Here is a 22271-nt window from a genome sequence, read left to right as displayed (position 1 = left end):
GAGCGCCATGACTGATCATCACACCTACAAGAAAGTCGAATTGGTGGGTTCGTCGCCGAACAGCATCGAAGATGCGATCAACAATGCCTTGGCCGAGGCATACAAGAGCATCAAGCACCTGGAGTGGTTCGAAGTGACCGAAACACGCGGTCATATCAAGGACGGTAAAGCGGCGCACTTCCAGGTCACGCTTAAGGTCGGCTTTCGGATTGCCAATAGTTAAAGGCTTGAGCTAGGCTCAGGAACTTGTGCGCTGGCCGAGTGCCATAGGAAGTGGCAAAGCGCTACAACTGTCTTGAGCTTTTGTCAGGCTGGCCTCAATGCCGCCTCTTTTGATCCGACCAGGGAATGTGACCGATGAAAAAACTAGTACTAGCAGCCGCTTTGTTGAGTCTTGCGGGAACTGCCCTTGCTGCCGCCAAGCCGTGCGAAGAGCTGAAAAGCGAAATTGCCGCGAAGATTGATGCCAAGGGCGCCAAGCATTACTCGCTGGAAGTGGTCGAGAAAGGTGCGGCGGCTGACGGCAAAGTGGTCGGCACCTGCGAAGCCGGCACCAAGGAAATTGTCTATAAGCGCAGTTGAGCCTTTGTAGATGCCCATTGAAAAGCCGACGCCAAGGCGTCGGCTTTTTTGTGCCTGAAAAAACAGCCTTCCTGCGGGTTCAGCCTTTCATCACCTGTGACAGCAGCTCATAGGAATGCAGGCGATCGGCGTGCTCGTACAGGTCGCAGGTGAAGATCAGCTCATCGGCACCGGTCTGTTCGATCAGCACTTGCAGCTTGGCGCGGATTTTCGCCGGGCTGCCGATCATCGCCAGTCCCAGGAAACTCATTACCGCTTCCTTCTCATGGGGCAGCCACAGGCCGTCCATGCTCTGCACCGGTTTGCGCTGCACCAGGCTCTGGCCACGCATCAACGCGAGGATTCGCTGGTACACCGAGGTGGCGAGGTAGTCGGCCTGCTCATCGGTATCCGCCGCTACCAGAGGCACGCCGAGCATCACGTAAGGTTTGTCGAGCACGGCCGAGGGTTTGAAATGATTGCGATAGACGCGAATCGCCTCATGCATGTAGCGCGGTGCGAAATGTGAGGCGAAGGCGTAAGGCAAACCCCGCTCTCCTGCCAATTGCGCGCTGAACAGGCTGGAACCCAGCAGCCACACAGGCACGTTGGTCCCGGTGCCCGGAACTGCAATCACCCGTTGTTCTGGCGTGCGAGGGCCGAGATAGGCCATCAGTTCGGCGACATCGTCGGGGAAATCATCGGCGCTGCCGGAGCGTTCCCGGCGCAGGGCACGGGCGGTCATCTGGTCTGAACCCGGAGCACGGCCCAGGCCCAGGTCGATACGTCCTGGGTACAGGCTTTCCAGGGTGCCGAACTGTTCGGCAATCACCAGCGGCGCGTGGTTGGGCAGCATGACCCCGCCGGAGCCGACACGAATGCTTGACGTGCCACCGGCCAGGTAGCCCAGCAATACCGAGGTGGCGGAGCTGGCGATGCCGTCCATGTTGTGGTGTTCAGCGACCCAGAAGCGGTTGTAGCCGAATTTTTCCACATGCTGCGCCAGGTCCAGGGAGTTGCGCAGGGACTGTGCGGGGCTGCCGTCTTCGCGGACGGGCACCAGGTCGAGGGTCGAGAATTTAACAGCGGACAGCGGTTTCATAAGCCTGCTTCTCCTGGAGGGCGAGCAGGCTTTTGTCATGAGCCAAAACCTGCCGAATTCTGTAAGTCAGACCTATGCAATGTGGGCATATACCCGAGTTTCAATAGTCAGAGTGAATTTGTCGGGTAAACAAGCGTCGATCACCCCGGCTGAACTTTGCCTGCGGATCTATCCTCAGAACCCTTAGGCAGCGCAAACCATAGCGGTGCGAGCCTTCGCACCGGTTCTTGAGGAGAAAGAGATGAGTATCAAAAAGAAAGCCTCGGCTCATTGGCAAGGTGATCTGAAAACCGGTATCGGCTCGATTTCGACTGAAACTGGGGTATTGCGTGAGGCGCCTTATGGCTTCAAGGCTCGCTTCGAGGGTGGCAAGGGCACTAATCCGGAAGAGTTGATCGGCGCCGCCCATGCGGGCTGCTTTTCCATGGCGCTGTCGATGATTCTCGGGGACGCCGGGCTCAAGGCCGAGAGCATCGACACCCAGGCGGAAGTGACCCTGGATCAGCTCGATGGCGGTTTTGCCATCACGGCGGTGCACCTGATCCTCAAGGCGAAGATCCCCGGGGCCAGCCAGCAGCAGTTCGATGAACTGACCAGCAAGGCCAAGGAGGGGTGCCCGGTGTCCAAGGTGCTCAATGCCAAGATCAGCCTGGAGGCAACCTTGGTCAGTTGACTCAAGGGCCTCGCCAGCCAGCCGGCTCCTATGCGCATCTGCTAGGAGCCGGGTGTTCCAGTCTGTGCGACAGATCAGAACTCGTTTCCCGCAAATGTGGTCGAATACGCGACTGCGGCTTCAGCGTACGCTCGTGCGCGCCGTAGCAAGGGAGCTTTAGATCATGAAACGTTTTGCCTTGGCGGTAGTTAGTTGCGCGCTGGCCACATCGGCCCTGGCTGCGCCCAAGCCCTGTGATGAACTCAAGGCCGAGATCGAAGCCAAGATTCAGGCTCAGGGCGTTGCGTCCTACACCCTGGAAATCGTCAGTAACGACGAAGTTCATGACAACAACATGGTGGTCGGCAGCTGTGAAAACGGCACGAAGAAGATTATCTACCAGAAGAACGATCGCTGAACCTGTTCAGGGCACACAGTTGATCATGCGCTCCTCGGCGACGATCTCGCGCTGGGCGTTGTACAACCGGGCGCTGGGGGTGAACGCCAGGTTGCGCGCCTCCAGGCGATAGCGCTGGCCGGCCTGGAAATGGTCATAGCGCACACTCAGATAGCACAGCCGCTCCTGAGGATCGGTGTTCATGCCCATGCCGCCGGCGGAGACTTCGAAGTCGAAACGCACCATCAATTCGTGGCTGCCGGGGCTGACCTGGAAGTAGCGGCCGTCGCTCAGGCGCTGGTTATCCAGGCGCTCGGCCATCACCAACTTGCCGCCCGGGGTCGGAGTGGCCAGGTCGATCCAGGCCTGCTGCGGATCGACGCTGGGCAACGGCGTGCTGCAAGCACTGAGGGTGGTAAGGGCGAGGATCAGCAGTGGCTGGCGCATGATGAAGGGCCGAATGAGCGAGAGGCTCTCAGCATAGCGCCGATCAGCTGCGCTGGCAGCCTGCGGGCTGGGCATTGCCAAGTAGAGTGTGCTGCTCGTCGTAGAGCCTGGCCCAAGGGTGGAAGCCAATGTTGCCGGCTTGTACCTGGTAGCGCTGGCCGGCGCTGAAATCGGTGAATTTCACATTCAGCTGACAGTCGCGCCACAGCGGCTCGGCGTCCGGGCCGATGTTGCTTGGCTGTACGGCGAACTGGTAGCGCAAGGTCAGTTCATGGCTGCCGGGCTGGACCTGGAAGTAGCGCGGGTCGAGGGTGCTCTGTTTGTCCACTTCCAGGGCTTGCAGGTGGCTGTCCCGGGGCGGTGTGAGGTCGATCCAGGCTTGCGCCGGGTCGGGAGCGGGTAGCCCAGCGCAACCGGCGAGGGTCAGCAGTCCGGCGCTCAATAGCAATACGCGCATGGCGAAACTCCAGGCAGGCGAGATAGTCTTGCGGGCAGACTCTCTCTGGATGATTCGATGTGAATAGGCCGCGTCCAAGCCATGGGGTACTTGATCCTCTTTTGCGCCTTTTGTTTCCGGCCCTGATGCTTTTGCTGCTCAACGGTTGCAGCAGCATCGGCTACTACAACCAGTTGGCCGGCGGTCAACTGCAGCTGTTGCGGGGGCGCACGCCGGTGGCCCAAGTGGCGGCCGACCCTTCCCGCGACCCGACCCTGCGCGCCCATCTGCTGCAGTCGCAACAGGCCCGGAGCTTTGCCAGTCAGCACCTGCATCTACCGGATAACCGCAGCTACCGCCTGTACGTCGACATCGGCCGGCCCTATGTGGTGTGGAACGTGTTCGCCACGCCGGAGTTTTCCCTGAGCCCGCAAACCCATTGCTTCCCCATTGCCGGCTGCGTGGCCTACCGCGGCTATTACAGCCAGGGCGCGGCCCGGGGTGAAGCGGCGTTGCAGAAGCAACAAGGCATGGACGTGGCGATTGGCGGTGTGGAGGCTTATTCGACCCTGGGCTGGTTCGATGACCCGATCATCAGCTCGATGATGCAGTGGGGCGATGAGCGCCTGGCGACCCTGATCTTTCATGAGCTGGCGCACCAGCGTTTTTATGTGAAGGACGACACTGAATTCAATGAGTCCTACGCCACTTTCGTCGAGCAGGAAGGTACCCGGCAGTGGCGGACTTACCGCGCCCTGCCGCCGCTCAACAACACTGAGTTGCGTCAGCGTGATCAATTCACCCAACTGGTGCTCGATACCCGTAAACGCCTGGAACAACTGTATGCCCTGCCCTTGCCCGCCGAGCAGATGCGTCAGCGCAAGGTGCAGGAGTTCGAGCGCATGCGCCGCGACTATCGTCAGTTGCGCGATAGCCAATGGGCTGGTTCCACGCGCTATGACGCCTGGATCAATGCCCCGTTGAACAACGCCCGTTTGCTGCCCTTCGGTCTGTACGACCAGTGGGTGCCGGCGTTTGCCGAGTTGTTCAAGCAGGTGAATGGGGATTGGCTGGCGTTCTTCCTGGCAGTGGAGAAGCTGGGGCGATTGCCGGCAGATCAGCGTAAGGCAGCCTTGATCAAGTTGCCGGATGCGTTCGCTGGCCAGCCGGTTGCTGCACCTGTCCAGTAGCTGGCCGGCGAAGGGATTGCCCTAACGCGGCAGAAACGCCTGGCGCAACTCGCTCAGGGTTTCGAAGTGATAGGCCGGCGCCTCTGCACTCAACTCTTCACGGCTACCAAAGCCATAACCCACCGCTGCTGCATCGAGCCCGTTGCGCCGGGCGCCGATCAGGTCGTGCTTGCGATCACCGATCATCAGGGTGCTGGCCGGGTCGAGCTGTTCCTGTTCCAGCAAATGCGCGATCAGCTCCACCTTGTCGGTGCGGGTGCCGTCCAGTTCGCTGCCGTAGATCACCTTGAAATGCCGGGCGAAGTCAAAGTGGCGGGCGATCTCCCGAGCGAACACCCAGGGCTTGGACGTTGCGATGTATAGCTGGCGCCCTTGTCCACCGAGGGTTTCCAGCAGCGGCGTGACGCCATCGAAGACGCGGTTTTCATACAGGCCGGTGACCTTGAAGCGCTCGCGGTAGAAATTCACCGCTTCCCAGGCCCGGGCTTCATCGAAGTCATAGAACTGCATAAAGGCTTGCAGCAGCGGTGGGCCGATGAAGTGCTCCAGTTTGGTCAGGTCTGGCTCATCGATCCCCAGCTTGGCCAGGGCAAACTGGATCGAGCGAGTGATGCCCTCACGAGGGGCGGTCAGGGTGCCGTCAAGGTCGAACAATACGGTTTGGTAATGCATGGGAGTTCCCGGGCAGAGCAACAGTTGATCAGGGGCGGTCGTAGCCTTCGGCCAGGTGCAGGTCTTTGAGTTTCACGTAGTTGGCGGCGCTGTAGGTGAAGAAGGCTCGCTCCTTGTCGGTCAATGGCCGCACTTGTTTCACCGGGCTGCCGACGTAGAGGAAGCCGCTTTCCAGGCGCTTGCCTGGCGGCACCAGGCTGCCGGCGCCGACGATCACCTCGTCCTCCACCACCGCGCCGTCCATGACGATGCTGCACATGCCGATCAGCACACGGCTGCCGATGCTGCAGCCGTGGAGCATGACCTTGTGGGCGATGGTCACGTCATCGCCGATCAGCAGCGGGAAGCCATCGGGGTTGAAGGGGCCGGCGTGGGTGATGTGCAGCACGCTGGCGTCCTGCACGCTGGTGCGCGCCCCGATGCGGATGCGCTGCATGTCGCCGCGGATCACGGTCATGGGCCAGACCGAGCTGTCGGCGCCGATCTGGACGTCGCCGATGACCACCGCCGAGTGGTCGACAAAGGCCCGCTCGCCAAGTTGTGGCGTCACGCCCTGATATTTTCTAATCGCTTTCATAGACATTCCTGTGGCTGCATCCGGCGCCGATTGTAATTTAAGATGGTCGCTATCGATCCGGGAAAATCGTCGAAAATGACGGATTTCCTTAGCTGAATGCCCTTCTTTGGCCAAAGTGTCAATAATCTGGCATAATGGCTGGCCGTCTCTGGAAAGGAGTATGTTTATGACCACCTTGCGCATCAGATCTTCTGCGAGCAAGGCCGGAAGTAAAGCGGCTATAGAAACCCGTGAATCAATCGCAGTGCATGTCGCGGTATATCTGCGTCGCGGTGGACAGATTGAAAAGATCGCCAAGGGCATCAGCGGTCTACCGAAAAACGGCTCCTGGCATCTGAACAGGAGACGAAAATAATTTCCGGAGGGGGCTTGCGCCCCCTCTCTGTTTCTTGCTGCTCTATAAACCTCTACCCAGACGCAATCTACAGGTGAATGCCTTGAGCTCCAGCAATCCCCTCCTGCAGGACTTCGACCTGCCGCCCTATTCCGCCATTCGTCCCGAGCACGTCCAGCCTGCTATCGAGACTCTGCTCGCGGATAACCGCGCCGCCACTGCCAAGCTGCTGGAGCAGCAGGAAGGCACGCCGACCTGGAAGGGCCTGGTGCTGGCGCTGGACGAACTGGGCGCACGCCTTGGCCGCGCCTGGAGTCCGGTGAGCCATCTGAACGCCGTGTGCAATAACGCCGAGCTGCGTGCTGCCTACGAGGCTTGCCTGCCGATGCTGTCCGAGTACTGGACCGAGCAGGGTCAGAATCGCGAGCTCTTCAAGGCCTACGAGGCCCTGGCCGGCAGCCCCGAAGCAGCTGGCTTCGATGTGGCGCAGAAGACCATTCTCGAGCACACCCTGCGTGACTTCCGCCTGTCTGGCATCGACCTGCCGGTGGATCAGCAGCAGCGCTACGGCGAAATCCAGATGAAGCTTTCCGAACTGGGCAGCCGCTTCTCCAACCAGCTGCTGGACGCTACCCAGGCCTGGACCAAGCACATCACTGACGAAACGGCCCTGGCCGGCCTGACCGATTCGGCCAAGGCGCAGATGGCCGCCGCGGCCCAGGCCAAGGAGCTGGATGGCTGGCTGATCACCCTGGAATTCCCCAGCTACTACGCAGTGATGACCTACGCCCAGGACCGTGCCCTGCGCGAAGAGGTCTACGCCGCCTATTGCACCCGCGCCTCGGACCAGGGCCCTAACGCCGGCCAGAACGACAACGGTCCGGTGATGGAAGAAATCCTCGACTTGCGTCAGGAACTGGCCAAGCTCCTGGGTTTTGCCAGCTTCTCCGAGCTGAGCCTGGCCACCAAGATGGCTGAGTCCAGCGATCAGGTGCTGAGTTTTCTGCGAGACCTGGCCAAGCGCAGCAAGCCGTTTGCCGCCCAGGACCTGGAGCTACTGCGGGCCTATGCCGCCGAACAAGGCTGCGCCGATCTGCAAAGCTGGGACAGCGGCTTCTACGGCGAGAAGCTGCGCGAGCAACGCTACAGCGTGTCCCAGGAAGCCCTGCGCGCCTACTTCCCCATCGACAAGGTGCTGAGCGGGCTGTTCGCCATCGTTCAGCGTCTGTATGGCATCGAGATCGCCGAGCAGAAAGGTTTCGATACCTGGCATCCCGATGTGCGCCTGTTCGAGATCAAGGAAAACGGCCAGCACGTGGGCCGTTTCTTCTTCGACCTTTACGCCCGCGCCAACAAGCGTGGCGGTGCCTGGATGGACGGTGCCCGTGATCGTCGCCGCACCGTTGACGGGGTGTTGCAGAGCCCGGTGGCCAACCTGGTGTGCAACTTCACTCCGGCTGACAGTGGCAAGCCCGCGCTGTTGACCCACGATGAAGTCACCACCCTGTTCCATGAGTTCGGCCACGGTCTGCATCACCTGCTGACCCGCGTCGAGCACGCCGGTGTGTCCGGGATCAACGGCGTGGCCTGGGATGCGGTGGAGCTGCCGAGCCAGTTCATGGAGAACTGGTGCTGGGAGCCGGAAGGCCTGGCGCTGATCTCCGGTCACTATGAAAGCGGCGAACCGTTGCCTGAGGATCTGTTGCAGAAGATGCTCGCGGCGAAGAACTTCCAGTCCGGGCTGATGATGGTGCGCCAGCTGGAGTTCTCGCTGTTCGACTTCGATCTGCATGCCACCCACGGCGACGGTCGCAGTGTGCTGCAGGTGCTGGAAACCGTGCGTGATGAGGTCTCGGTGATGCGTCCGCCGGCGTACAACCGCTTCCCCAACAGCTTTGCCCACATCTTCGCCGGCGGTTATGCCGCGGGTTACTACAGCTACAAGTGGGCGGAAGTGCTGTCGGCTGACGCTTTCTCCAAGTTCGAGGAAGACGGCGTGCTCAATCCGGCCACTGGGCGAGCGTTCCGCGAGGCGATCCTGGCTCGCGGCGGCTCCCAGGAACCGATGGTGTTGTTCGTCGATTTTCGCGGACGGGCACCGTCGATTGACGCACTCTTGCGCCACAGCGGCCTCAGTGAGGACGCGGCAGCATGAGTGAAGCACCCGTGAAGACCAAGAGACGCTTTATCGCCGGGGCGGTCTGCCCGGCGTGCAGTGAGCAGGACAAGCTGATGATGTGGAGTGAGGACAACGTGCCTCATCGCGAGTGCGTGGCCTGTGGTTACGCTGACACCCTCAACGAGCAGGGTTTGTCAGTGCCCAAGGAGCTCGGGACGCGGGTCAACATCACCACGCCGAAAGTGGCGGACACCAAGGTGCAATCGGTGCAGTTCTTCCCCAACCCCAAGTTGAAGAAAAAGCCTGACTGACCACGCAAGAAAAAGCCGGCTCCTGTGTAGGAGCCGGCTTGTCGGCGAATCGATTCGCCCCCCTTCCCTTCGCTAGAGCGCTCTCGCGAGCAAGCGCGCACCTACAAGGTTCTGCTGTGTATCAGTTGCTCAGCGGCTTGCTGGCGCCCACCGTCTCGAACCAGCTTTTCACCGAACAGGTGGCAAACACGCTGGTGCTGCAGTCGCCATTGGCCAGCGCAGTGCGCAATTTGTCGATATTGGCCTGCATCATGTAGCGAATGCCGTCCTTGAAGTGGGAACTGTCGCCGAACCCGCCCTGGGTCATTTCATTCAGCGCATCTTCTTTGCTCCAGCCCTGGACCACCACCCGATACATTGCCGACATCAGGCCGGTGCGGTCCGAACCATGCTTGCAGTGCATCAGCACCGGGCCTTGGGCTTCGGCGGTCTGGATGGCGCGCAGGGCCTTGAGCACGTCGGCGTCATCCACGTGGTTGGTGCGGTAGGGCAACTGCACCTGGTTGATGCCCGGGGCCGATAGCCAGCTGGAGTCGGACTCTGGGAGGAAGTTGATCACCGTCCCGACCTTGAGTTTCTCCAGCAACGGTACTGCGCCTTTGTCCGGCAGGGCGCTGCGGTACAGAGTCGGCGACATCTGATACAGGTTGTACTGTTTTTCCACCGGTTGGGCCCACTGCTCCGGGCGATTGGTGGGGGCATCAGCGGCTTGGGCCTGCGCCCCGGCGATCAGTGCCAGCAGCGACAGACAAAGTGCAGGAATGAAGCGAATTCTGGACATGTGAGGGGGTCACTGATTGGGGGCATTGAATGTCATGCAGTGTCCCTTGCACTCGGTCAAAGCCCCGTGAGCCCACTGTCAAAGAAACGTGAAGCTGAAGCGCATTTACAGCGGTTTCTGATCTTTTTTCCGACTGAAACGATTCATCTTGATGCTTAGCCTGCTACCATTTGTAACTAAAGTTTGCTGATGTGTTCATAAACCGGGGGCCTCCCCGGCCTTTTGCGTTGCCCAAACATAAAGTCGCGCCATGACGCGGCTGAACAATCCATCAATGCCTGATGAGGTGCACCCATGTCTGATCAAGATCGAGACAACCCGCGGCGTGAGTTCTTGCGTAAATCCTTGACCTTGATCCCTGTGGTCACCGTCGCCAGTACCGGCCTGGGCAGTTCCATGCTGGCGGCCGCGCCCGAGACTGTCGCCCCTGCCAAGCCGGCCGCCCCGGGCCAACTGCCCAGCGCCAGCCAGAGCTATGCGCCAAGTTACTTCAGCGCCGAAGAGTGGGCCTTCATCAAGGCGGCAGTGGAACGCCTGATCCCAGCGGACGAAATGGGGCCGGGCGCCCTGGAAGCCGGGGTGCCGGAGTACATCGACCGACAAATGAACACGCCTTACGCCGCCGGTGCCCTGTGGTACATGCAAGGCCCGTTCAAGGCTGACGCCGCGCCGGAGATGGGCTGGCAGAGCAAGCTGGTGCCCAAGGACATCTATCGCCTGGGCATTGCTGCTGTGGATGCATGGTGCAAAGACCTCAAGGGCCAAGTTTTTGCTGCGCAAGACAGCGCTACCCGAGACGCTTTGCTCAAGCAGCTGGAGGCCGGAATTCCGCAGTTCGATGCACTCCCGGCCAAGCTTTTCTTCAATCTGCTGCTGCAGAACACCAAGGAAGGCTTCTTCAGCGATCCGATCCACGGGGGCAATAAAGGCCTGGTGGGCTGGAGCCTGATCGGTTTTCCCGGCGCGCGCGCCGATTTCATGGATTGGGTGGAACGCAACGAGCAATACCCCTTCCCGGCAGTGTCGATTCGCGGCGAGAGGGCTTGAGCATGGCAACGGTAATGAAGAAGGTCGATGCGGTGATCGTCGGTTTTGGCTGGACCGGCGCGATCATGGCCAAGGAGCTGACCGAGGCCGGGCTCAACGTGCTGGCCCTGGAACGCGGGCCAATGCAGGACACCTACCCCGACGGCAACTATCCCCAGGTGATCGACGAACTCACCTACAGCGTGCGCAAGAAACTCTTCCAGGACATTTCCAAAGAGACGGTGACCATCCGCCACAGCGTCAACGATGTGGCCCTGCCCAACCGTCAGTTGGGTGCTTTCCTGCCGGGCAACGGCGTGGGCGGTGCCGGCCTGCACTGGTCCGGCGTGCACTTTCGCGTAGACCCCATCGAATTGCGCATGCGCAGTCACTATGAAGAACGCTACGGCAAGAATTTCATCCCCCAGGACATGACCATCCAGGACTTCGGCGTCAGCTATGAAGAGCTGGAGCCGTTCTTCGATTACGCGGAAAAAGTCTTCGGTACCTCGGGCCAGGCCTGGACCGTGAAGGGCCAGTTGGTCGGCGACGGCAAGGGTGGCAACCCTTATGCGCCGGATCGCTCGGACCACTTCCCGCTGGAGTCGCAGAAGAACACCTATTCCGCACAGCTGTTTCAGAAAGCAGCCAATGAGGTGGGCTACAAGCCTTACAACCTGCCATCGGCCAATACCTCTGGGCCTTACACCAATCCCTACGGCGCGCAGATGGGGCCGTGCAACTTCTGTGGTTTCTGCAGCGGCTACGTTTGCTACATGTATTCCAAGGCATCGCCCAATGTGAACATTCTGCCGGCCCTCAAGCCGCTGCCGAACTTCGAATTGCGGCCCAACTCCCACGTGCTCAAGGTCAACCTCGACAGCAGTAAGACCAAAGCCACAGGTGTCACCTACGTCGACGGCCAGGGCCGGGAAATCGAGCAGCCGGCGGACCTGGTGATCCTCGGTGCCTTCCAGTTCCACAACGTGCGTCTGATGCTGCTTTCGGGTATCGGCAAGCCCTACGACCCGATCACCGGCGAAGGCGTGGTGGGCAAGAACTTCGCCTACCAGAACATGGCCACCATCAAGGCCTACTTCGACAAGGACGTGCACACCAACAACTTCATCGGCGCCGGCGGCAACGGCGTGGCGGTGGACGACTTCAACGCCGACAACTTCGACCACGGCCCACACGGCTTCGTCGGCGGCTCGCCGATGTGGGTCAACCAGGCCGGCAGCCGGCCAATCGCCGGCACCTCCAACCCGCCGGGCACTCCGGCCTGGGGCGGCGCCTGGAAGAAAGCCACCGCCGACTACTACACCCACCAAGTGTCCATGGACGCCCACGGTGCGCATCAGTCCTACCGTGGCAACTACCTGGATCTGGACCCGGTGTACCGTGATGCCTACGGCCTGCCTCTGCTGCGAATGACCTTCGACTGGCAGGAAAACGACATCAAGATGAACCGCTTCATGGTCGAGAAGATGGGCAAGATCGCCGAGGCGATGAACCCCAAGGCCATTGCCCTGCTGGGCAAGAAGGTCGGTGAACACTTCAATACTGCGTCCTACCAGACCACTCACCTCAACGGTGGCGCGATCATGGGCGTCGACCCGAAAACCAGTGCCCTCAATCGCTATCTGCAGAGCTGGGACGTGCACAACGTCTTCGTTCCGGGGGCTTCGGCCTTCCCTCAGGGCCTGGGTTACAACCCCACCGGCCTGGTGGCGGCGCTGACCTATTGGTCGGCCCGGGCGATTCGCGAGCAGTACCTGAAAAACCCCGGCCCACTGGTTCAGGCATAAGGAGCGATGACCATGAAAGCATTCGTTATCGCCACCTTGGCGCTGCTGGGCAGTGCCTCGCTCTACGCCGCTGAAGCCGATCAGCAGGCGTTGGTCAAACAGGGTGAATACCTGGCCCGTGCCGGTGACTGCGTGGCCTGCCATACCGCCAAGGACGGCAAGCCGTTCGCCGGCGGGCTGCCGATGGAAACCCCTATCGGGGTGATCTACTCCACCAACATCACCCCGGACCAGAGCGGTATTGGCGGCTACAGCTTCGAGGACTTCGACAAGGCCGTGCGCCATGGCGTGGCTAAGAGCGGCAGCACCTTGTACCCGGCCATGCCCTTCCCGTCTTATGCACGGGTCAGCGACGCCGACATGCAGGCGTTGTACGCCTACTTCATGAAGGGCGTAGCACCGGTGGCCCGGGACAACCAGGACAGTGATATCCCCTGGCCACTGAGCATGCGCTGGCCGCTGTCGATCTGGCGCTGGATGTTCGCGCCGAGCGTGGAGACCCCGGCGCTCGCGACCGGCAGCGATCCTGTGATCAGCCGCGGCGCCTACCTGGTGGAAGGCCTCGGCCACTGTGGCGCTTGCCATACGCCACGGGCCCTGACCATGCAGGAGAAGGCCCTGAGCGCCAGCGACGGCAGTGCCTTCCTTTCCGGCAGCGCACCGTTGGAAGGCTGGATCGCCAAGAGCCTGCGCGGTGACCACAAGGACGGCCTGGGCAGCTGGAGCGAAGAGCAACTGGTGCAGTTTCTCAAGACCGGCCGCAGCGATCGCAGCGCGGTGTTCGGCGGCATGAGCGATGTGGTGGTGCACAGCATGCAGTACATGACCGAGGCCGACCTGACGGCGATTGCCCGCTACCTCAAGTCATTGCCGGCCAATGACCCCAAGGACCAGCCGCACCAGTACGACAAGCAAGTGGCCGAAGCCCTGTGGAAAGGTGACGACAGCAAGCCGGGCGCGGCGGTGTACATCGACAACTGCGCGGCCTGTCACCGTACCGATGGCCACGGCTATACCCGGGTGTTCCCGGCGCTGGCAGGCAACCCGGTGCTGCAATCGGCGGATGCCACCTCGCTGATCCATATCGTGCTCAAGGGCGGCACCCTGCCGGCGACCCACAGCGCGCCTTCGACCTTCACCATGCCGGCGTTCGCCTGGCGCCTGTCGGACCAGGAGGTGGCCGACGTGGTCAACTTCATCCGCAGCAGCTGGGGCAACCAGGCATCGGTGGTGAAGCCCGGGGACGTGGCGGCGCTGCGCAATGGCGACCTGCAGAGCACCTCCAACGATGACCTGGGGCAGGTCACCAGCCACTAGCCCCAAGGCCGGCGCCCGCTGCGGGCGCCGGCCCGGGATGGCTGTTCAGCCCTGGCTGAAGCGCTGGATGCCCAGGCGGCTTTCCAGCTGATAGCCGGCGATGCAGTGCGTCAGCCCGGCGTTCGTCAGGTCCTCCCAGCTTGCGGGCAGCAGGCCGATGCCATCGTGGTAGGGGCTCCAGCGCACCTCGGAGAACTTCGGGTCTGCTGCATCGAAGGGCTGATGGTCGCTCACCGCGGCCTTCTCGATGTCCTGGGTGCACAGGTCGAACTCGCAGGCCAGGCCCCAGAGCTGGCCATCCGGTGCCTTGACGATGATCAGGTCGGCGCCTTGTTCGTAGCTCGGGAGGTAGGCGTCTGCCGCGTAGAAGATCTTTTCCAGCGTGCCGGGTGTCCTGGGCATGCCTGTGCTCCTGTTCTTTGAGCCTGCCTTATACGCTAACGGCACAAAACTGTAGGAGCCGGCTTGCCGGCGAAGGTGCGGCCTGCATCGTGCGGGGAGCCTTCACTTACAGGGCTGGGTTTCGGTCCGGCGGTGCTGGTCAGACAAATCCGACTCCATTACTGTATGCACATACAGTAATGGAGCGCCCTCATGTTCAGCCCCCTGCCTCCTCGTGGTCGCGGCACCGCGAGCAATCCGCACAATCGCTTCGCCCCCAACCGCTCGGTGGCCGAGGATGACGGCTGGTACCAGGAAGTGCCGCTGACGCAGGGCACCGAAGTGCGCTTTGAAACCGCCAAGTCGATCATCACCCGCAACAGTTCGCCGGACCTGCCCTTTGACCGTTCGATCAATCCCTATCGCGGCTGCGAGCATGGCTGCATCTATTGCTACGCGCGGCCCAGTCACGCCTATTGGGACCTGTCCCCGGGATTGGATTTCGAAACCAAGCTGATCGCCAAGAGCAATGCCGCGGCCTTGCTGGAGCAGCAGTTGTCCAAGCCCGGCTACCGTTGCGCACCGATCAACCTGGGGTCCAATACCGATCCCTACCAGCCCATCGAGCGGGAACAGCAACTGACCCGGCGCACTCTTGAGGTGCTGCTGCGCTATCGGCACCCGGTGACCATCGTCACCAAGGGTTCGCTGATCCTGCGGGACCTCGACCTGCTGAGCGAACTGGCCCGGCAGCGGCTGGTCGCGGTGATGATCAGCCTGACCACCCTGGACGATGAGCTGAAGCGGATTCTCGAACCGCGGGCGGCGGCGCCCAAGGCACGCTTGCGGGCGATCCGGGTGATGCGTGAAGCAGGCATTCCGGTGGGGGTGCTGTGTTCGCCGATGATCCCGATGATCAACGACAGCGAGCTGGAAAGCCTGCTCAGCGAGGCCCATGCCGCCGGGGCGCAGAGCGCGACCTACATGATGCTGCGGTTGCCCCTGGAAGTGGCGCCGCTGTTCGAGGAATGGCTGGCGGCACATTACCCGCAGCGGGCGGCCCACGTGCTCAGCCTGATCCGCCAGAGCCGGGGCGGTGAGCTCTACGACAGCCGTTTCGGTGCCCGCATGCGCGGTGAGGGGCCCTTCGCCGACCTGCTGGCCCAGCGCTTTACCAAGGCACTCAAGCGCCTGGGGCTCAACGGTCGCGAAGGCTTCGATCTCGATTGCTCGGCCTTCTGTCCGCCGGGTGGGCAGATGTCGTTGCTGTGAGTGGCATTGGCCTATCGTTGAGGAGTGGGCGCTGCTGGCCGAGGTACGCGGGTCACCTTTTGCCATCGCCCATAGTGGCGTTCTAGAGCGCTCCATTCAGTTTTAGTTAAGTTTTTACCGTGACCTTGTCCATCCTGTGACCGATGGGTCTCGGTCGGCGGCTCGGTTATTTTTTAATCGATTGCTGGCGTCGTGCCGGATAATTCTGGAAAATTCACCCAATCCGACAGAGAGGCATGAATCATGAGTGATAAGGATAAACAGCCGTTGGCTGCGTCGGCTCCCGCACCCACCGAGGTTGCCGAAACTGCCGATGCAGCGTTGCAGCATATCGTTGACGGCTTTTTGCATTTTCATCATGAAGTCTTCCCGCAGCAGGAAGAATTGTTCAAGAAGCTCGCCACTGCCCAGCGGCCGCGGGCGATGTTCATCGCTTGCGCGGATTCGCGCATCGTTCCCGAGCTGATCACCCAAAGCTCCCCCGGCGACCTGTTCGTGACCCGTAACGTGGGCAACGTGGTGCCACCCTATGGGCAGATGAACGGCGGTGTGTCGACGGCGATCGAATACGCGGTGCTGGCCCTCGGGGTACACCACATCATCGTCTGCGGGCACTCGGACTGCGGCGCCATGCGTGCGGTACTCAACCCGCAAAGCCTGGAGAAGATGCCCACGGTCAAGGCCTGGCTGCGCCACGCCGAAGTGGCCCGGACCATGGTTGACGAGAACTGTGATTGCGCCGATGAAGCCTCGAGCATGCATGTGCTGACCGAGGAGAACGTCATCGCCCAGTTGCAGCATCTGCGCACCCACCCTTCCGTGGCTTCGCGCATGGCCAACGGGCAATTGTTCATCCATGGCTGGGTCTACGACATCGAGACCAGTTCGATCAAGGCCTACGACGCGGACAAGGGCTGCTTCCTGCCGCTCGATGGCACCCACCCGGTGCCCATGGCGACGCCCAAAGCGCGCTTCTAAATCCCCTGTGTGGCTATAGCCAGGACCGCCGTTTGCGTGGTCCGGCTTTGCCACGCCTGGAGTAAATGTCGGGAGAGTTGGGGTTATCGAGGCTCGGGGTTGGAAACGCTGTTTTGCAAGGCGCTTGAGTTCCATCCGCTGGATTGGAGTTGTGTCTGCTGGAGGTTGAAACCGAGGCCTGACTTGAAGGTTGCGATGCGGAGCGGGAGGCTTGGTCCCTTCGCCACAAGACTCGGTTCGAGCCTTGCTGGCGAGGATGGGAGTCAGGCGGCGGGCTGGTCGAGTTCCAGTTCCACGCCCAGCTGGCGTGACAGGCACGGCCAGCGCTTCCAGGCGGCCTCGGTGTCCGGGCTGTTGAGTTTGTCGCGGTAGGCTTCCACTGACTCCAGGGCGAAGCTTTCTTCGTCGAGCATGGCGTCGACCGCGTGATGCACCGCCTCATCCAGCTGGTTGGCGAAGGTCTCGCCGATCAATTGGTGAGCGATCAGGTTGGCGACCGTCATGTCCTGGGGGATCAGTGGACGGCCGAAATGCTTGATGTACAGGTCGTTGACTTCTTCTACCAGGCGCAGTGCCAAGTAGGCTTCGTCCAGCAGGCTGTCGAGGCCGACGTGGCCTTCCATGATGGCCGGAGGCTGGAGGAAGAACTGTTCGGCGATCTTCAGCACGGGTTTGATCTGCGATTCGATACCGGCTTCCCGGGCGACCGCGTTGGCGGCGTCCAGCAGGTCCGGGACCTGATTGATGTAGGCGCTGACGAAACGGGTCATGACGCCCTTGGCGTCGACTTCGGGCAGCAGGATGGCGGGGTGCAGGTGTGGCAGTTGCGTTTCCAACTGACGGGTCAAAAGGCCCGTGCTGGCTTCGTGTTGCTGGGCCAGTTGGATCTGCTCGCGCAGGGCGGCGGTGTTCATGAAAACTCCAGGGAACAAGGGCAATTGAATAGGGAAGACATAAGTTAGCGCGCTCACGAAATCGCCTAAGACGCATTTGTCATAATTATTTCATGCTTAGTCATCACGGTTATATCGTTCTGCCATCCCGGGCCTGCGACTCCTTTCCTACCGTGGCCTGCAACCTCCCTGGCAAGTGTTTCAGCTGATTTACGCCCTGCGTTGCGAGGTGAGAGTCGCTGTCTATACTCGCCCTTGTATGAAGTTAGCTGATGACGCCCGACTGCATGTGCAGCGAAGGCCCGGCGGTTTAAGTTCGTAGTCTAGGCAGCCGCTCCCTTGCCGCAGGTGAAAGCCGGCGGGATAACAAGAACGATAAGGGGAACCCGCAATGATGCGACATCCACATGTCTGGATGGGCCTCCTGTTGTGGTCGATATTCAGCCAGGCGCAGGCCGCCTGGACCGTGAATATGACGCCTGGGGCTACCGAGATAAGCCACGCGGTATTCGACCTGCACATGACCATCTTCTGGATCTGTGTGGTGATCGGCGTCATCGTCTTCGGCGCGATGTTCTGGTCAATGATCGTTCACCGTCGCTCCACCGGCCAGGTCCCGGCCAAGTTCCACGAAAGCACCACCGTGGAAATCCTCTGGACCATCATCCCTTTCCTGATCCTGGTGGCCATGGCAGTGCCTGCAACCGCGACCCTGATCAAAATGTACGACACCAGTGAGCCGGACGTGGACATTCAGGTCACCGGCTACCAGTGGAAGTGGCACTACAAATACCTGGGCCAGGATGTGGAGTTCTTCAGCAACCTGGCGACCCCCGCCGAGCAGATTCACAACAAGGCCGCCAAGGGCGAGCACTACCTGTTGGAAGTCGACCAGCCGCTGGTGCTGCCAGTGGGCGCCAAGGTGCGTTTCCTGGTGACCGCCGCCGATGTCATCCACTCCTGGTGGGTACCGGCCTTTGCGGTCAAGCGCGATGCCATCCCCGGTTTCGTCAACGAAGCCTGGACGCGGGTTGACCAGCCCGGCATCTACCGTGGCCAGTGCGCCGAGCTGTGTGGCAAGGATCACGGCTTCATGCCGATCGTGGTCGAGGTCAAGAGCCAGGCCGACTATGACACCTGGATGGGCGAGCGCAAGGCCGAGGCCGCCAAGCTCAAGGAGCTGACCAGCAAGGAGTGGACCCTCGACGAACTGGTGGCCCGTGGCGACAAGATCTATCACACCACCTGCGTTGCCTGTCACCAGGCGGAGGGCCAGGGCCTGCCGCCGATGTTCCCGGCGCTCAAGGGTTCGAAGATTGCCACCGGCCCCAAGGAGGCTCACCTGAGCCTGGTGTTCCACGGCAAGCCGGGTACTGCCATGGCGGCCTTCGGCAAGCAGCTGTCTGAAGTCGACATTGCCGCGGTAGTGACCTACGAGCGCAACGCCTGGGGCAACAACAAGGGTGACATGGTCACGCCCAAGGAAGTCCTGGCGCTGAAACAGGCGGAAAGCAAATGAGCCGGCCTTTCGGGTATTTGCGCAACCGGTCGCGGCACGCCGCCGCCGATCATCCAGTCCATTCGCTCGCAGGAGACAGGACATGAGTACTGTGATCGATGACCACGGCCAAGCCGGCCATGATGACCACGCCCATGGCCCCGCCAAAGGCCTGATGCGCTGGGTACTGACCACCAACCACAAGGACATCGGGACCCTGTACCTGTGGTTCAGCTTCTGCATGTTCCTCCTGGGTGGTTCCTTCGCCATGGTGATCCGCGCCGAGCTGTTCCAGCCCGGGTTGCAGATCGTCGAGCCGGCGTTCTTCAACCAGATGACTACCATGCACGGCCTGGTGATGGTCTTCGGTGCGGTGATGCCGGCTTTCGTCGGCCTGGCCAACTGGATGATCCCGCTGATGATCGGCGCGCCGGACATGGCCCTGCCACGGATGAACAACTTCAGCTTCTGGCTGCTGCCGGCGGCCTTCCTGCTGCTGGTCTCGACCCTGTTCATGCCCGGTGGCGGGCCGAACTTCGGCTGGACCTTCTACGCCCCGCTGTCCACCACCTATGCGCCGGAAAGCGTGACGTTCTTCATCTTCGCCATCCACCTGATGGGCATCAGTTCGATCATGGGAGCGATCAACGTAATCGCCACCATCCTCAACCTGCGTGCCCCGGGCATGACCCTGATGAAGATGCCGCTGTTTGTCTGGACCTGGCTGATCACCGCGTTCCTGCTGATTGCGGTGATGCCGGTACTGGCCGGCTGCGTGACCATGATGCTGATGGACATCCACTTCGGCACCAGCTTCTTCAGCGCTGCCGGCGGCGGTGACCCGGTGCTGTTCCAGCACGTGTTCTGGTTTTTCGGCCACCCCGAGGTGTACATCATGATCCTGCCGGCCTTCGGCGCGGTCAGCTCGATCATCCCGACCTTCAGCCGCAAGCCGCTGTTCGGCTACACCTCGATGGTCTATGCCACCGGGGCCATCGCCTTCCTGTCGTTCATCGTCTGGGCGCACCACATGTTCGTAGTGGGCATCCCGCTGGTGGGCGAACTGTTCTTCATGTACGCCACCCTGCTGATCGCCGTGCCCACCGGGGTCAAGGTGTTCAACTGGGTGAGCACCATGTGGCAGGGCTCGCTGACCTTCGAGACGCCGATGCTGTTCGCCGTGGCCTTTGTCATCCTGTTCACCATTGGCGGTTTCTCCGGGCTGATGCTGGCCATCGCCCCGGCGGACTTCCAGTACCAGGACACCTACTTCGTGGTGGCGCACTTCCACTACGTGCTGGTGCCTGGAGCGATCTTCGGGATCTTCGCCTCGGCCTACTACTGGCTGCCCAAGTGGACCGGGCACATGTACGACGAAACCCTGGGCAAGCTGCACTTCTGGCTGTCCTTTGTCGGCATGAACATGGCGTTCTTCCCCATGCACTTTGTCGGGCTGGCGGGCATGCCGCGGCGGATTCCGGATTACAACCTGCAGTTCGCCGACTTCAACATGGTTTCGTCCATCGGGGCTTTCACCTTTGGCGCGACACAGATCTTCTTCCTGTTCATCGTCATCAAGACCATCCGTGGCGGCAAGCCGGCTCCGGCCAAACCCTGGGAAGGCGCCGAGGGGCTGGAATGGAGCATTCCTTCACCGGCGCCGTATCACACCTTTGTCACGCCGCCGGAAGTGAAATGAACATCTGTGTTGTAGGAGCGAGCTTGCTCGCGAAGGCGTCGGGCCAGGCGCTAGAAGGCGTCGCCCGCTTCGCCGGCAAGCCGGCTCCTACACGTTCGGGAGGGGCTTGAGATGGCCGATATTTCGTTGAAGAAGCTGGTCACTCGGTTGCTGCTGGTGGTGGCGGCGATGTTTGTCTTCGGCTTTGCCCTGGTGCCGATCTACGACGTGATGTGCAAGGCCCTGGGGATCAATGGCAAGACCGGAGGGCAGTACTCGGCGCAGGGTGAGCAGGTGGATGTGTCGCGTCAGATACGGGTGCAGTTCCTGTCCACCAACGCCATCGACATGGTCTGGGATTTCTACCCCAAGGCCGATGACATCGTGGTCCATCCGGGGGCCGTGAACGAGATGATTTTCGTCGCCCGCAACCCCAGCAACCACCCGATGAGCGCCCAGGCGATCCCGAGCATTTCCCCCAGCAGCGCGGCCATGTATTTCCACAAGACCGAGTGTTTCTGCTTCACCCAGCAAGTGCTGCAACCCGGCGAGAAGATCGAGATGCCGGTGCGTTTCATTGTCGATCGCGACATGCCCAAGGATGTGAAGCACCTGACGCTGGCTTACACGCTGTTCGATATCACCGCGCGTCATCCACCGGTGGCGGTCAGCGCCAAGACGGGTGGTTAAGAGGTTCCAGCGTGACCGAATAAGGAGAACAATAAATGGCGACTCATGAGCACTATTACGTTCCCGCACAGAGCAAGTGGCCGATCATCGCGACGGTGGGCATGTTTGTCACCATGTTCGGCCTGGCAACCTGGTTCAACGACCTCAAGGCGGCGCGCCCGGAATCCCATGGCCCGTTGATCTTCTTCGTCGGCGGCTTGTTGCTGGCCTACATGCTGTTCGGCTGGTTCGGCGCGGTGATCAAGGAAAGCCGTGCCGGTCTCTACAGCGCCCAGCTCGATCGCTCGTTCCGCTGGGGCATGAGCTGGTTCATCTTCTCTGAAGTGATGTTCTTCATGGCCTTCTTTGGCGCGCTGTTCTACGTGCGTCATCTGTCCGGACCCTGGCTGGGAGGCGAAGGCCACAAAGGCATCGCCCATATGCTCTGGCCGAACTTCGAGTTCGTCTGGCCGCTGCTCAACAACCCCGATCCGAAACTCTTTCCCTCGCCCAAGGGCACCATCAGTCCCTGGGGCCTGCCGCTGCTCAACACCGTGCTGCTGGTGAGCTCCAGCGTCACGGTGACCATTGCCCACCATGCGTTGAAAAAGGGCCATCGCGGGGCGCTGAAAATCTGGCTGGCGCTGACCGTGTTGCTGGGCTGCGGGTTTCTCGGCTTTCAGGCTCAAGAGTACATCCACGCCTATCACGAGCTTGGTCTGACGCTGGGGTCGGGTGTCTACGGCGCGACCTTCTTCATGCTCACCGGGTTTCACGGTGCCCACGTGACCATCGGCACGTTGATCCTGTTCGTGATGCTGATGCGCATCATGCGTGGGCATTTCGACGCCGAGCACCAGTTCGGCTTCGAAGCCGCCAGTTGGTACTGGCACTTCGTCGATGTGGTCTGGATCGGTTTGTTCGTTTTCGTCTACGTGCTCTAAGGCAGTCTTACCAGGGAGCGTGGGATACCAGCTGGCCGCTGAAGAAGCCCCAGGCGATAAGGCCGACGGTGATCGCGGCCAGGCATACACGAATGCTCAGGGACGTCAGCAGGCGCTTGGATTGACTGTCGTCCTTGACCAGAAAGAACAGGCCGCTGAACAGGCTGATAACCGTGGCAATCAGCGTCAGGACGATGGCTGCTTTGAGCATGGTGGGACTCCGGGGGA

At 61.2% G+C, this 22271-nt stretch carries 26 protein-coding genes; 17 read left to right on the top strand and 9 right to left on the bottom strand.

Annotated elements, in window-relative coordinates:
- Positions 1-7: 7 nt before the first annotated feature.
- Both GV819_RS00405 and GV819_RS00400 read left to right on the top strand, forming a co-directional pair.
- Positions 8-223 (top strand): dodecin, encoded by a 216-nt coding sequence (locus tag GV819_RS00405; protein ID WP_161752426.1) that lies wholly within the window; start codon positions 8-10, stop codon positions 221-223.
- A gap of 134 nt (positions 224-357) precedes the next feature.
- A complete protein-coding gene (locus GV819_RS00400; RefSeq protein WP_161752424.1) occupies positions 358-582 on the top strand; it encodes a DUF1161 domain-containing protein in 225 nt (74 codons plus the stop codon).
- A 79-nt stretch (positions 583-661) separates the two neighbouring features.
- Here the strand turns inward: GV819_RS00400 and GV819_RS00395 are convergent, their stop codons facing one another.
- On the bottom strand, positions 662-1663 hold the full coding sequence (locus tag GV819_RS00395) for an LLM class flavin-dependent oxidoreductase (protein WP_161752422.1): 1002 nt from the start codon (positions 1661-1663) through the stop codon (positions 662-664).
- Positions 1664-1904: 241 nt separating this feature from the next.
- On the opposite strand from GV819_RS00395, the gene GV819_RS00390 reads away from it, so the two are divergent.
- Both GV819_RS00390 and GV819_RS00385 read left to right on the top strand, forming a co-directional pair.
- On the top strand, positions 1905-2336 hold the full coding sequence (locus GV819_RS00390) for an OsmC family protein (RefSeq protein ID WP_161752420.1): 432 nt from the start codon (positions 1905-1907) through the stop codon (positions 2334-2336).
- A 163-nt stretch (positions 2337-2499) separates the two neighbouring features.
- Positions 2500-2733, top strand: coding sequence for a DUF1161 domain-containing protein (locus tag GV819_RS00385; RefSeq protein ID WP_161752418.1), 234 nt, complete (start codon positions 2500-2502; stop codon positions 2731-2733).
- A gap of 6 nt (positions 2734-2739) precedes the next feature.
- Here GV819_RS00385 and GV819_RS00380 read toward each other — a convergent pair whose 3' ends face one another.
- Both GV819_RS00380 and GV819_RS00375 read right to left on the bottom strand, forming a co-directional pair.
- A complete protein-coding gene (locus GV819_RS00380) occupies positions 2740-3159 on the bottom strand; it encodes a hypothetical protein (RefSeq protein ID WP_161752416.1) in 420 nt (139 codons plus the stop codon).
- A gap of 43 nt (positions 3160-3202) precedes the next feature.
- Positions 3203-3616, bottom strand: a complete 414-nt coding sequence (locus GV819_RS00375; protein ID WP_161752414.1) for a hypothetical protein — start codon at positions 3614-3616, stop codon at positions 3203-3205.
- 59 nt (positions 3617-3675) lie between these two features.
- Here GV819_RS00375 and GV819_RS00370 point away from each other — a divergent pair, with 59 nt between their 5' ends.
- Complete coding sequence (locus tag GV819_RS00370) at positions 3676-4785, top strand: aminopeptidase (RefSeq protein ID WP_161752412.1); 1110 nt, start codon at positions 3676-3678, stop codon at positions 4783-4785.
- A gap of 21 nt (positions 4786-4806) precedes the next feature.
- Here the strand turns inward: GV819_RS00370 and GV819_RS00365 are convergent, their stop codons facing one another.
- Positions 4807-5457, bottom strand: coding sequence for an HAD family hydrolase (locus tag GV819_RS00365; protein ID WP_161752410.1), 651 nt, complete (start codon positions 5455-5457; stop codon positions 4807-4809).
- A 28-nt stretch (positions 5458-5485) separates the two neighbouring features.
- Positions 5486-6034 (bottom strand): gamma carbonic anhydrase family protein, encoded by a 549-nt coding sequence (locus GV819_RS00360; RefSeq protein ID WP_161752409.1) that lies wholly within the window; start codon positions 6032-6034, stop codon positions 5486-5488.
- A gap of 175 nt (positions 6035-6209) precedes the next feature.
- Here GV819_RS00360 and GV819_RS00355 point away from each other — a divergent pair, with 175 nt between their 5' ends.
- The 3 genes from GV819_RS00355 (at position 6210) to GV819_RS00345 (ending at position 8798) form a co-directional block, all read left to right on the top strand.
- Positions 6210-6389 (top strand): hypothetical protein, encoded by a 180-nt coding sequence (locus GV819_RS00355; RefSeq protein ID WP_178124883.1) that lies wholly within the window; start codon positions 6210-6212, stop codon positions 6387-6389.
- Between the two features lie 82 nt (positions 6390-6471).
- A complete protein-coding gene (prlC, locus tag GV819_RS00350; RefSeq protein ID WP_161752405.1) occupies positions 6472-8523 on the top strand; it encodes an oligopeptidase A in 2052 nt (683 codons plus the stop codon).
- A complete protein-coding gene (locus GV819_RS00345) occupies positions 8520-8798 on the top strand; it encodes a YheV family putative zinc ribbon protein (protein WP_161752403.1) in 279 nt (92 codons plus the stop codon). Before prlC ends, GV819_RS00345 begins: the two co-directional genes overlap by 4 nt.
- Positions 8799-8919: 121 nt before the next feature.
- Here GV819_RS00345 and GV819_RS00340 read toward each other — a convergent pair whose 3' ends face one another.
- Positions 8920-9579 carry a phosphatase domain-containing protein gene (locus tag GV819_RS00340; RefSeq protein WP_161752401.1) on the bottom strand — a complete coding sequence of 220 codons (660 nt, stop codon included), beginning with the start codon at positions 9577-9579 and terminating at the stop codon, positions 8920-8922.
- Positions 9580-9873: 294 nt separating this feature from the next.
- Between GV819_RS00340 and GV819_RS00335 the strand changes: the two genes are divergently transcribed.
- From GV819_RS00335 to GV819_RS00325, 3 genes are read left to right on the top strand one after another with little or no spacing between them, the layout of a single operon-like run.
- Entirely contained in the window at positions 9874-10626 is a 753-nt protein-coding gene (locus GV819_RS00335) for a gluconate 2-dehydrogenase subunit 3 family protein (protein ID WP_161752399.1), read from the top strand.
- 2 nt (positions 10627-10628) lie between these two features.
- Positions 10629-12413, top strand: coding sequence for a GMC family oxidoreductase (locus GV819_RS00330; protein ID WP_161752397.1), 1785 nt, complete (start codon positions 10629-10631; stop codon positions 12411-12413).
- A gap of 12 nt (positions 12414-12425) precedes the next feature.
- The gene (locus GV819_RS00325) at positions 12426-13730 is read left to right on the top strand and encodes a c-type cytochrome (protein ID WP_161752395.1); all 1305 of its coding nucleotides are present in this window, start codon (positions 12426-12428) and stop codon (positions 13728-13730) included.
- Between the two features lie 45 nt (positions 13731-13775).
- On the opposite strand, the gene GV819_RS00320 is transcribed toward GV819_RS00325, so the two are convergent.
- Entirely contained in the window at positions 13776-14132 is a 357-nt protein-coding gene (locus GV819_RS00320) for a hypothetical protein (protein WP_161752393.1), read from the bottom strand.
- Between the two features lie 192 nt (positions 14133-14324).
- Between GV819_RS00320 and GV819_RS00315 the strand changes: the two genes are divergently transcribed.
- Together GV819_RS00315 and GV819_RS00310 are read left to right on the top strand one after the other, a co-directional pair.
- On the top strand, positions 14325-15383 hold the full coding sequence (locus tag GV819_RS00315) for a PA0069 family radical SAM protein (protein WP_161752391.1): 1059 nt from the start codon (positions 14325-14327) through the stop codon (positions 15381-15383).
- Positions 15384-15626: 243 nt separating this feature from the next.
- A complete protein-coding gene (locus GV819_RS00310) occupies positions 15627-16361 on the top strand; it encodes a carbonic anhydrase (protein WP_161752389.1) in 735 nt (244 codons plus the stop codon).
- Between the two features lie 263 nt (positions 16362-16624).
- Here GV819_RS00310 and GV819_RS00305 read toward each other — a convergent pair whose 3' ends face one another.
- Positions 16625-17275 (bottom strand): hypothetical protein, encoded by a 651-nt coding sequence (locus GV819_RS00305; RefSeq protein ID WP_161752387.1) that lies wholly within the window; start codon positions 17273-17275, stop codon positions 16625-16627.
- Between the two features lie 370 nt (positions 17276-17645).
- Here GV819_RS00305 and coxB point away from each other — a divergent pair, with 370 nt between their 5' ends.
- The 4 genes from coxB to GV819_RS00285 all read left to right on the top strand — a co-directional run bounded on the left by coxB (position 17646) and on the right by GV819_RS00285 (position 22043).
- Positions 17646-18773, top strand: a complete 1128-nt coding sequence (gene coxB / locus GV819_RS00300) for a cytochrome c oxidase subunit II (RefSeq protein ID WP_161752385.1) — start codon at positions 17646-17648, stop codon at positions 18771-18773.
- 82 nt (positions 18774-18855) lie between these two features.
- The gene (gene ctaD / locus GV819_RS00295; protein WP_161752383.1) at positions 18856-20451 is read left to right on the top strand and encodes a cytochrome c oxidase subunit I; all 1596 of its coding nucleotides are present in this window, start codon (positions 18856-18858) and stop codon (positions 20449-20451) included.
- 111 nt (positions 20452-20562) lie between these two features.
- On the top strand, positions 20563-21120 hold the full coding sequence (locus GV819_RS00290) for a cytochrome c oxidase assembly protein (RefSeq protein ID WP_161752381.1): 558 nt from the start codon (positions 20563-20565) through the stop codon (positions 21118-21120).
- 35 nt (positions 21121-21155) lie between these two features.
- Positions 21156-22043, top strand: a complete 888-nt coding sequence (locus tag GV819_RS00285) for a cytochrome c oxidase subunit 3 (RefSeq protein WP_161752379.1) — start codon at positions 21156-21158, stop codon at positions 22041-22043.
- Positions 22044-22050: 7 nt separating this feature from the next.
- Here the strand turns inward: GV819_RS00285 and GV819_RS00280 are convergent, their stop codons facing one another.
- Positions 22051-22254 carry a twin transmembrane helix small protein gene (locus GV819_RS00280; RefSeq protein ID WP_161752377.1) on the bottom strand — a complete coding sequence of 68 codons (204 nt, stop codon included), beginning with the start codon at positions 22252-22254 and terminating at the stop codon, positions 22051-22053.
- Positions 22255-22271: the final 17 nt, after the last annotated feature.

This window comes from Pseudomonas sp. Fl5BN2 (genome assembly GCF_009908205.1).
Taxonomy (GTDB): Bacteria; Pseudomonadota; Gammaproteobacteria; order Pseudomonadales; family Pseudomonadaceae; genus Aquipseudomonas.
The sequence above is the reverse complement of the archived record's forward strand: the minus strand, read 5'-3'. Positions and strand labels throughout refer to the sequence as shown.

What these genes read in the sequence shown, in the direction of transcription:
- GV819_RS00405 (WP_161752426.1), top strand. Translation starts at nt 8, where the DNA reads ATGACTGATCATCACACCTACAAGAAAGTCGAATTGGTGGGTTCGTCG.
- GV819_RS00400 (WP_161752424.1), top strand. Translation starts at nt 358, where the DNA reads ATGAAAAAACTAGTACTAGCAGCCGCTTTGTTGAGTCTTGCGGGAACT.
- GV819_RS00395 (WP_161752422.1), bottom strand. Translation starts at nt 1,663, where the DNA reads ATGAAACCGCTGTCCGCTGTTAAATTCTCGACCCTCGACCTGGTGCCC.
- GV819_RS00390 (WP_161752420.1), top strand. Translation starts at nt 1,905, where the DNA reads ATGAGTATCAAAAAGAAAGCCTCGGCTCATTGGCAAGGTGATCTGAAA.
- GV819_RS00385 (WP_161752418.1), top strand. Translation starts at nt 2,500, where the DNA reads ATGAAACGTTTTGCCTTGGCGGTAGTTAGTTGCGCGCTGGCCACATCG.
- GV819_RS00380 (WP_161752416.1), bottom strand. Translation starts at nt 3,159, where the DNA reads ATGCGCCAGCCACTGCTGATCCTCGCCCTTACCACCCTCAGTGCTTGC.
- GV819_RS00375 (WP_161752414.1), bottom strand. Translation starts at nt 3,616, where the DNA reads ATGCGCGTATTGCTATTGAGCGCCGGACTGCTGACCCTCGCCGGTTGC.
- GV819_RS00365 (WP_161752410.1), bottom strand. Translation starts at nt 5,457, where the DNA reads ATGCATTACCAAACCGTATTGTTCGACCTTGACGGCACCCTGACCGCC.
- GV819_RS00360 (WP_161752409.1), bottom strand. Translation starts at nt 6,034, where the DNA reads ATGAAAGCGATTAGAAAATATCAGGGCGTGACGCCACAACTTGGCGAG.
- GV819_RS00345 (WP_161752403.1), top strand. Translation starts at nt 8,520, where the DNA reads ATGAGTGAAGCACCCGTGAAGACCAAGAGACGCTTTATCGCCGGGGCG.
- GV819_RS00340 (WP_161752401.1), bottom strand. Translation starts at nt 9,579, where the DNA reads ATGTCCAGAATTCGCTTCATTCCTGCACTTTGTCTGTCGCTGCTGGCA.
- GV819_RS00335 (WP_161752399.1), top strand. Translation starts at nt 9,874, where the DNA reads ATGTCTGATCAAGATCGAGACAACCCGCGGCGTGAGTTCTTGCGTAAA.
- GV819_RS00330 (WP_161752397.1), top strand. Translation starts at nt 10,629, where the DNA reads ATGGCAACGGTAATGAAGAAGGTCGATGCGGTGATCGTCGGTTTTGGC.
- GV819_RS00325 (WP_161752395.1), top strand. Translation starts at nt 12,426, where the DNA reads ATGAAAGCATTCGTTATCGCCACCTTGGCGCTGCTGGGCAGTGCCTCG.
- GV819_RS00320 (WP_161752393.1), bottom strand. Translation starts at nt 14,132, where the DNA reads ATGCCCAGGACACCCGGCACGCTGGAAAAGATCTTCTACGCGGCAGAC.
- GV819_RS00315 (WP_161752391.1), top strand. Translation starts at nt 14,325, where the DNA reads ATGTTCAGCCCCCTGCCTCCTCGTGGTCGCGGCACCGCGAGCAATCCG.
- GV819_RS00310 (WP_161752389.1), top strand. Translation starts at nt 15,627, where the DNA reads ATGAGTGATAAGGATAAACAGCCGTTGGCTGCGTCGGCTCCCGCACCC.
- GV819_RS00305 (WP_161752387.1), bottom strand. Translation starts at nt 17,275, where the DNA reads ATGAACACCGCCGCCCTGCGCGAGCAGATCCAACTGGCCCAGCAACAC.
- coxB (WP_161752385.1), top strand. Translation starts at nt 17,646, where the DNA reads ATGATGCGACATCCACATGTCTGGATGGGCCTCCTGTTGTGGTCGATA.
- ctaD (WP_161752383.1), top strand. Translation starts at nt 18,856, where the DNA reads ATGAGTACTGTGATCGATGACCACGGCCAAGCCGGCCATGATGACCAC.
- GV819_RS00290 (WP_161752381.1), top strand. Translation starts at nt 20,563, where the DNA reads ATGGCCGATATTTCGTTGAAGAAGCTGGTCACTCGGTTGCTGCTGGTG.
- GV819_RS00285 (WP_161752379.1), top strand. Translation starts at nt 21,156, where the DNA reads ATGGCGACTCATGAGCACTATTACGTTCCCGCACAGAGCAAGTGGCCG.
- GV819_RS00280 (WP_161752377.1), bottom strand. Translation starts at nt 22,254, where the DNA reads ATGCTCAAAGCAGCCATCGTCCTGACGCTGATTGCCACGGTTATCAGC.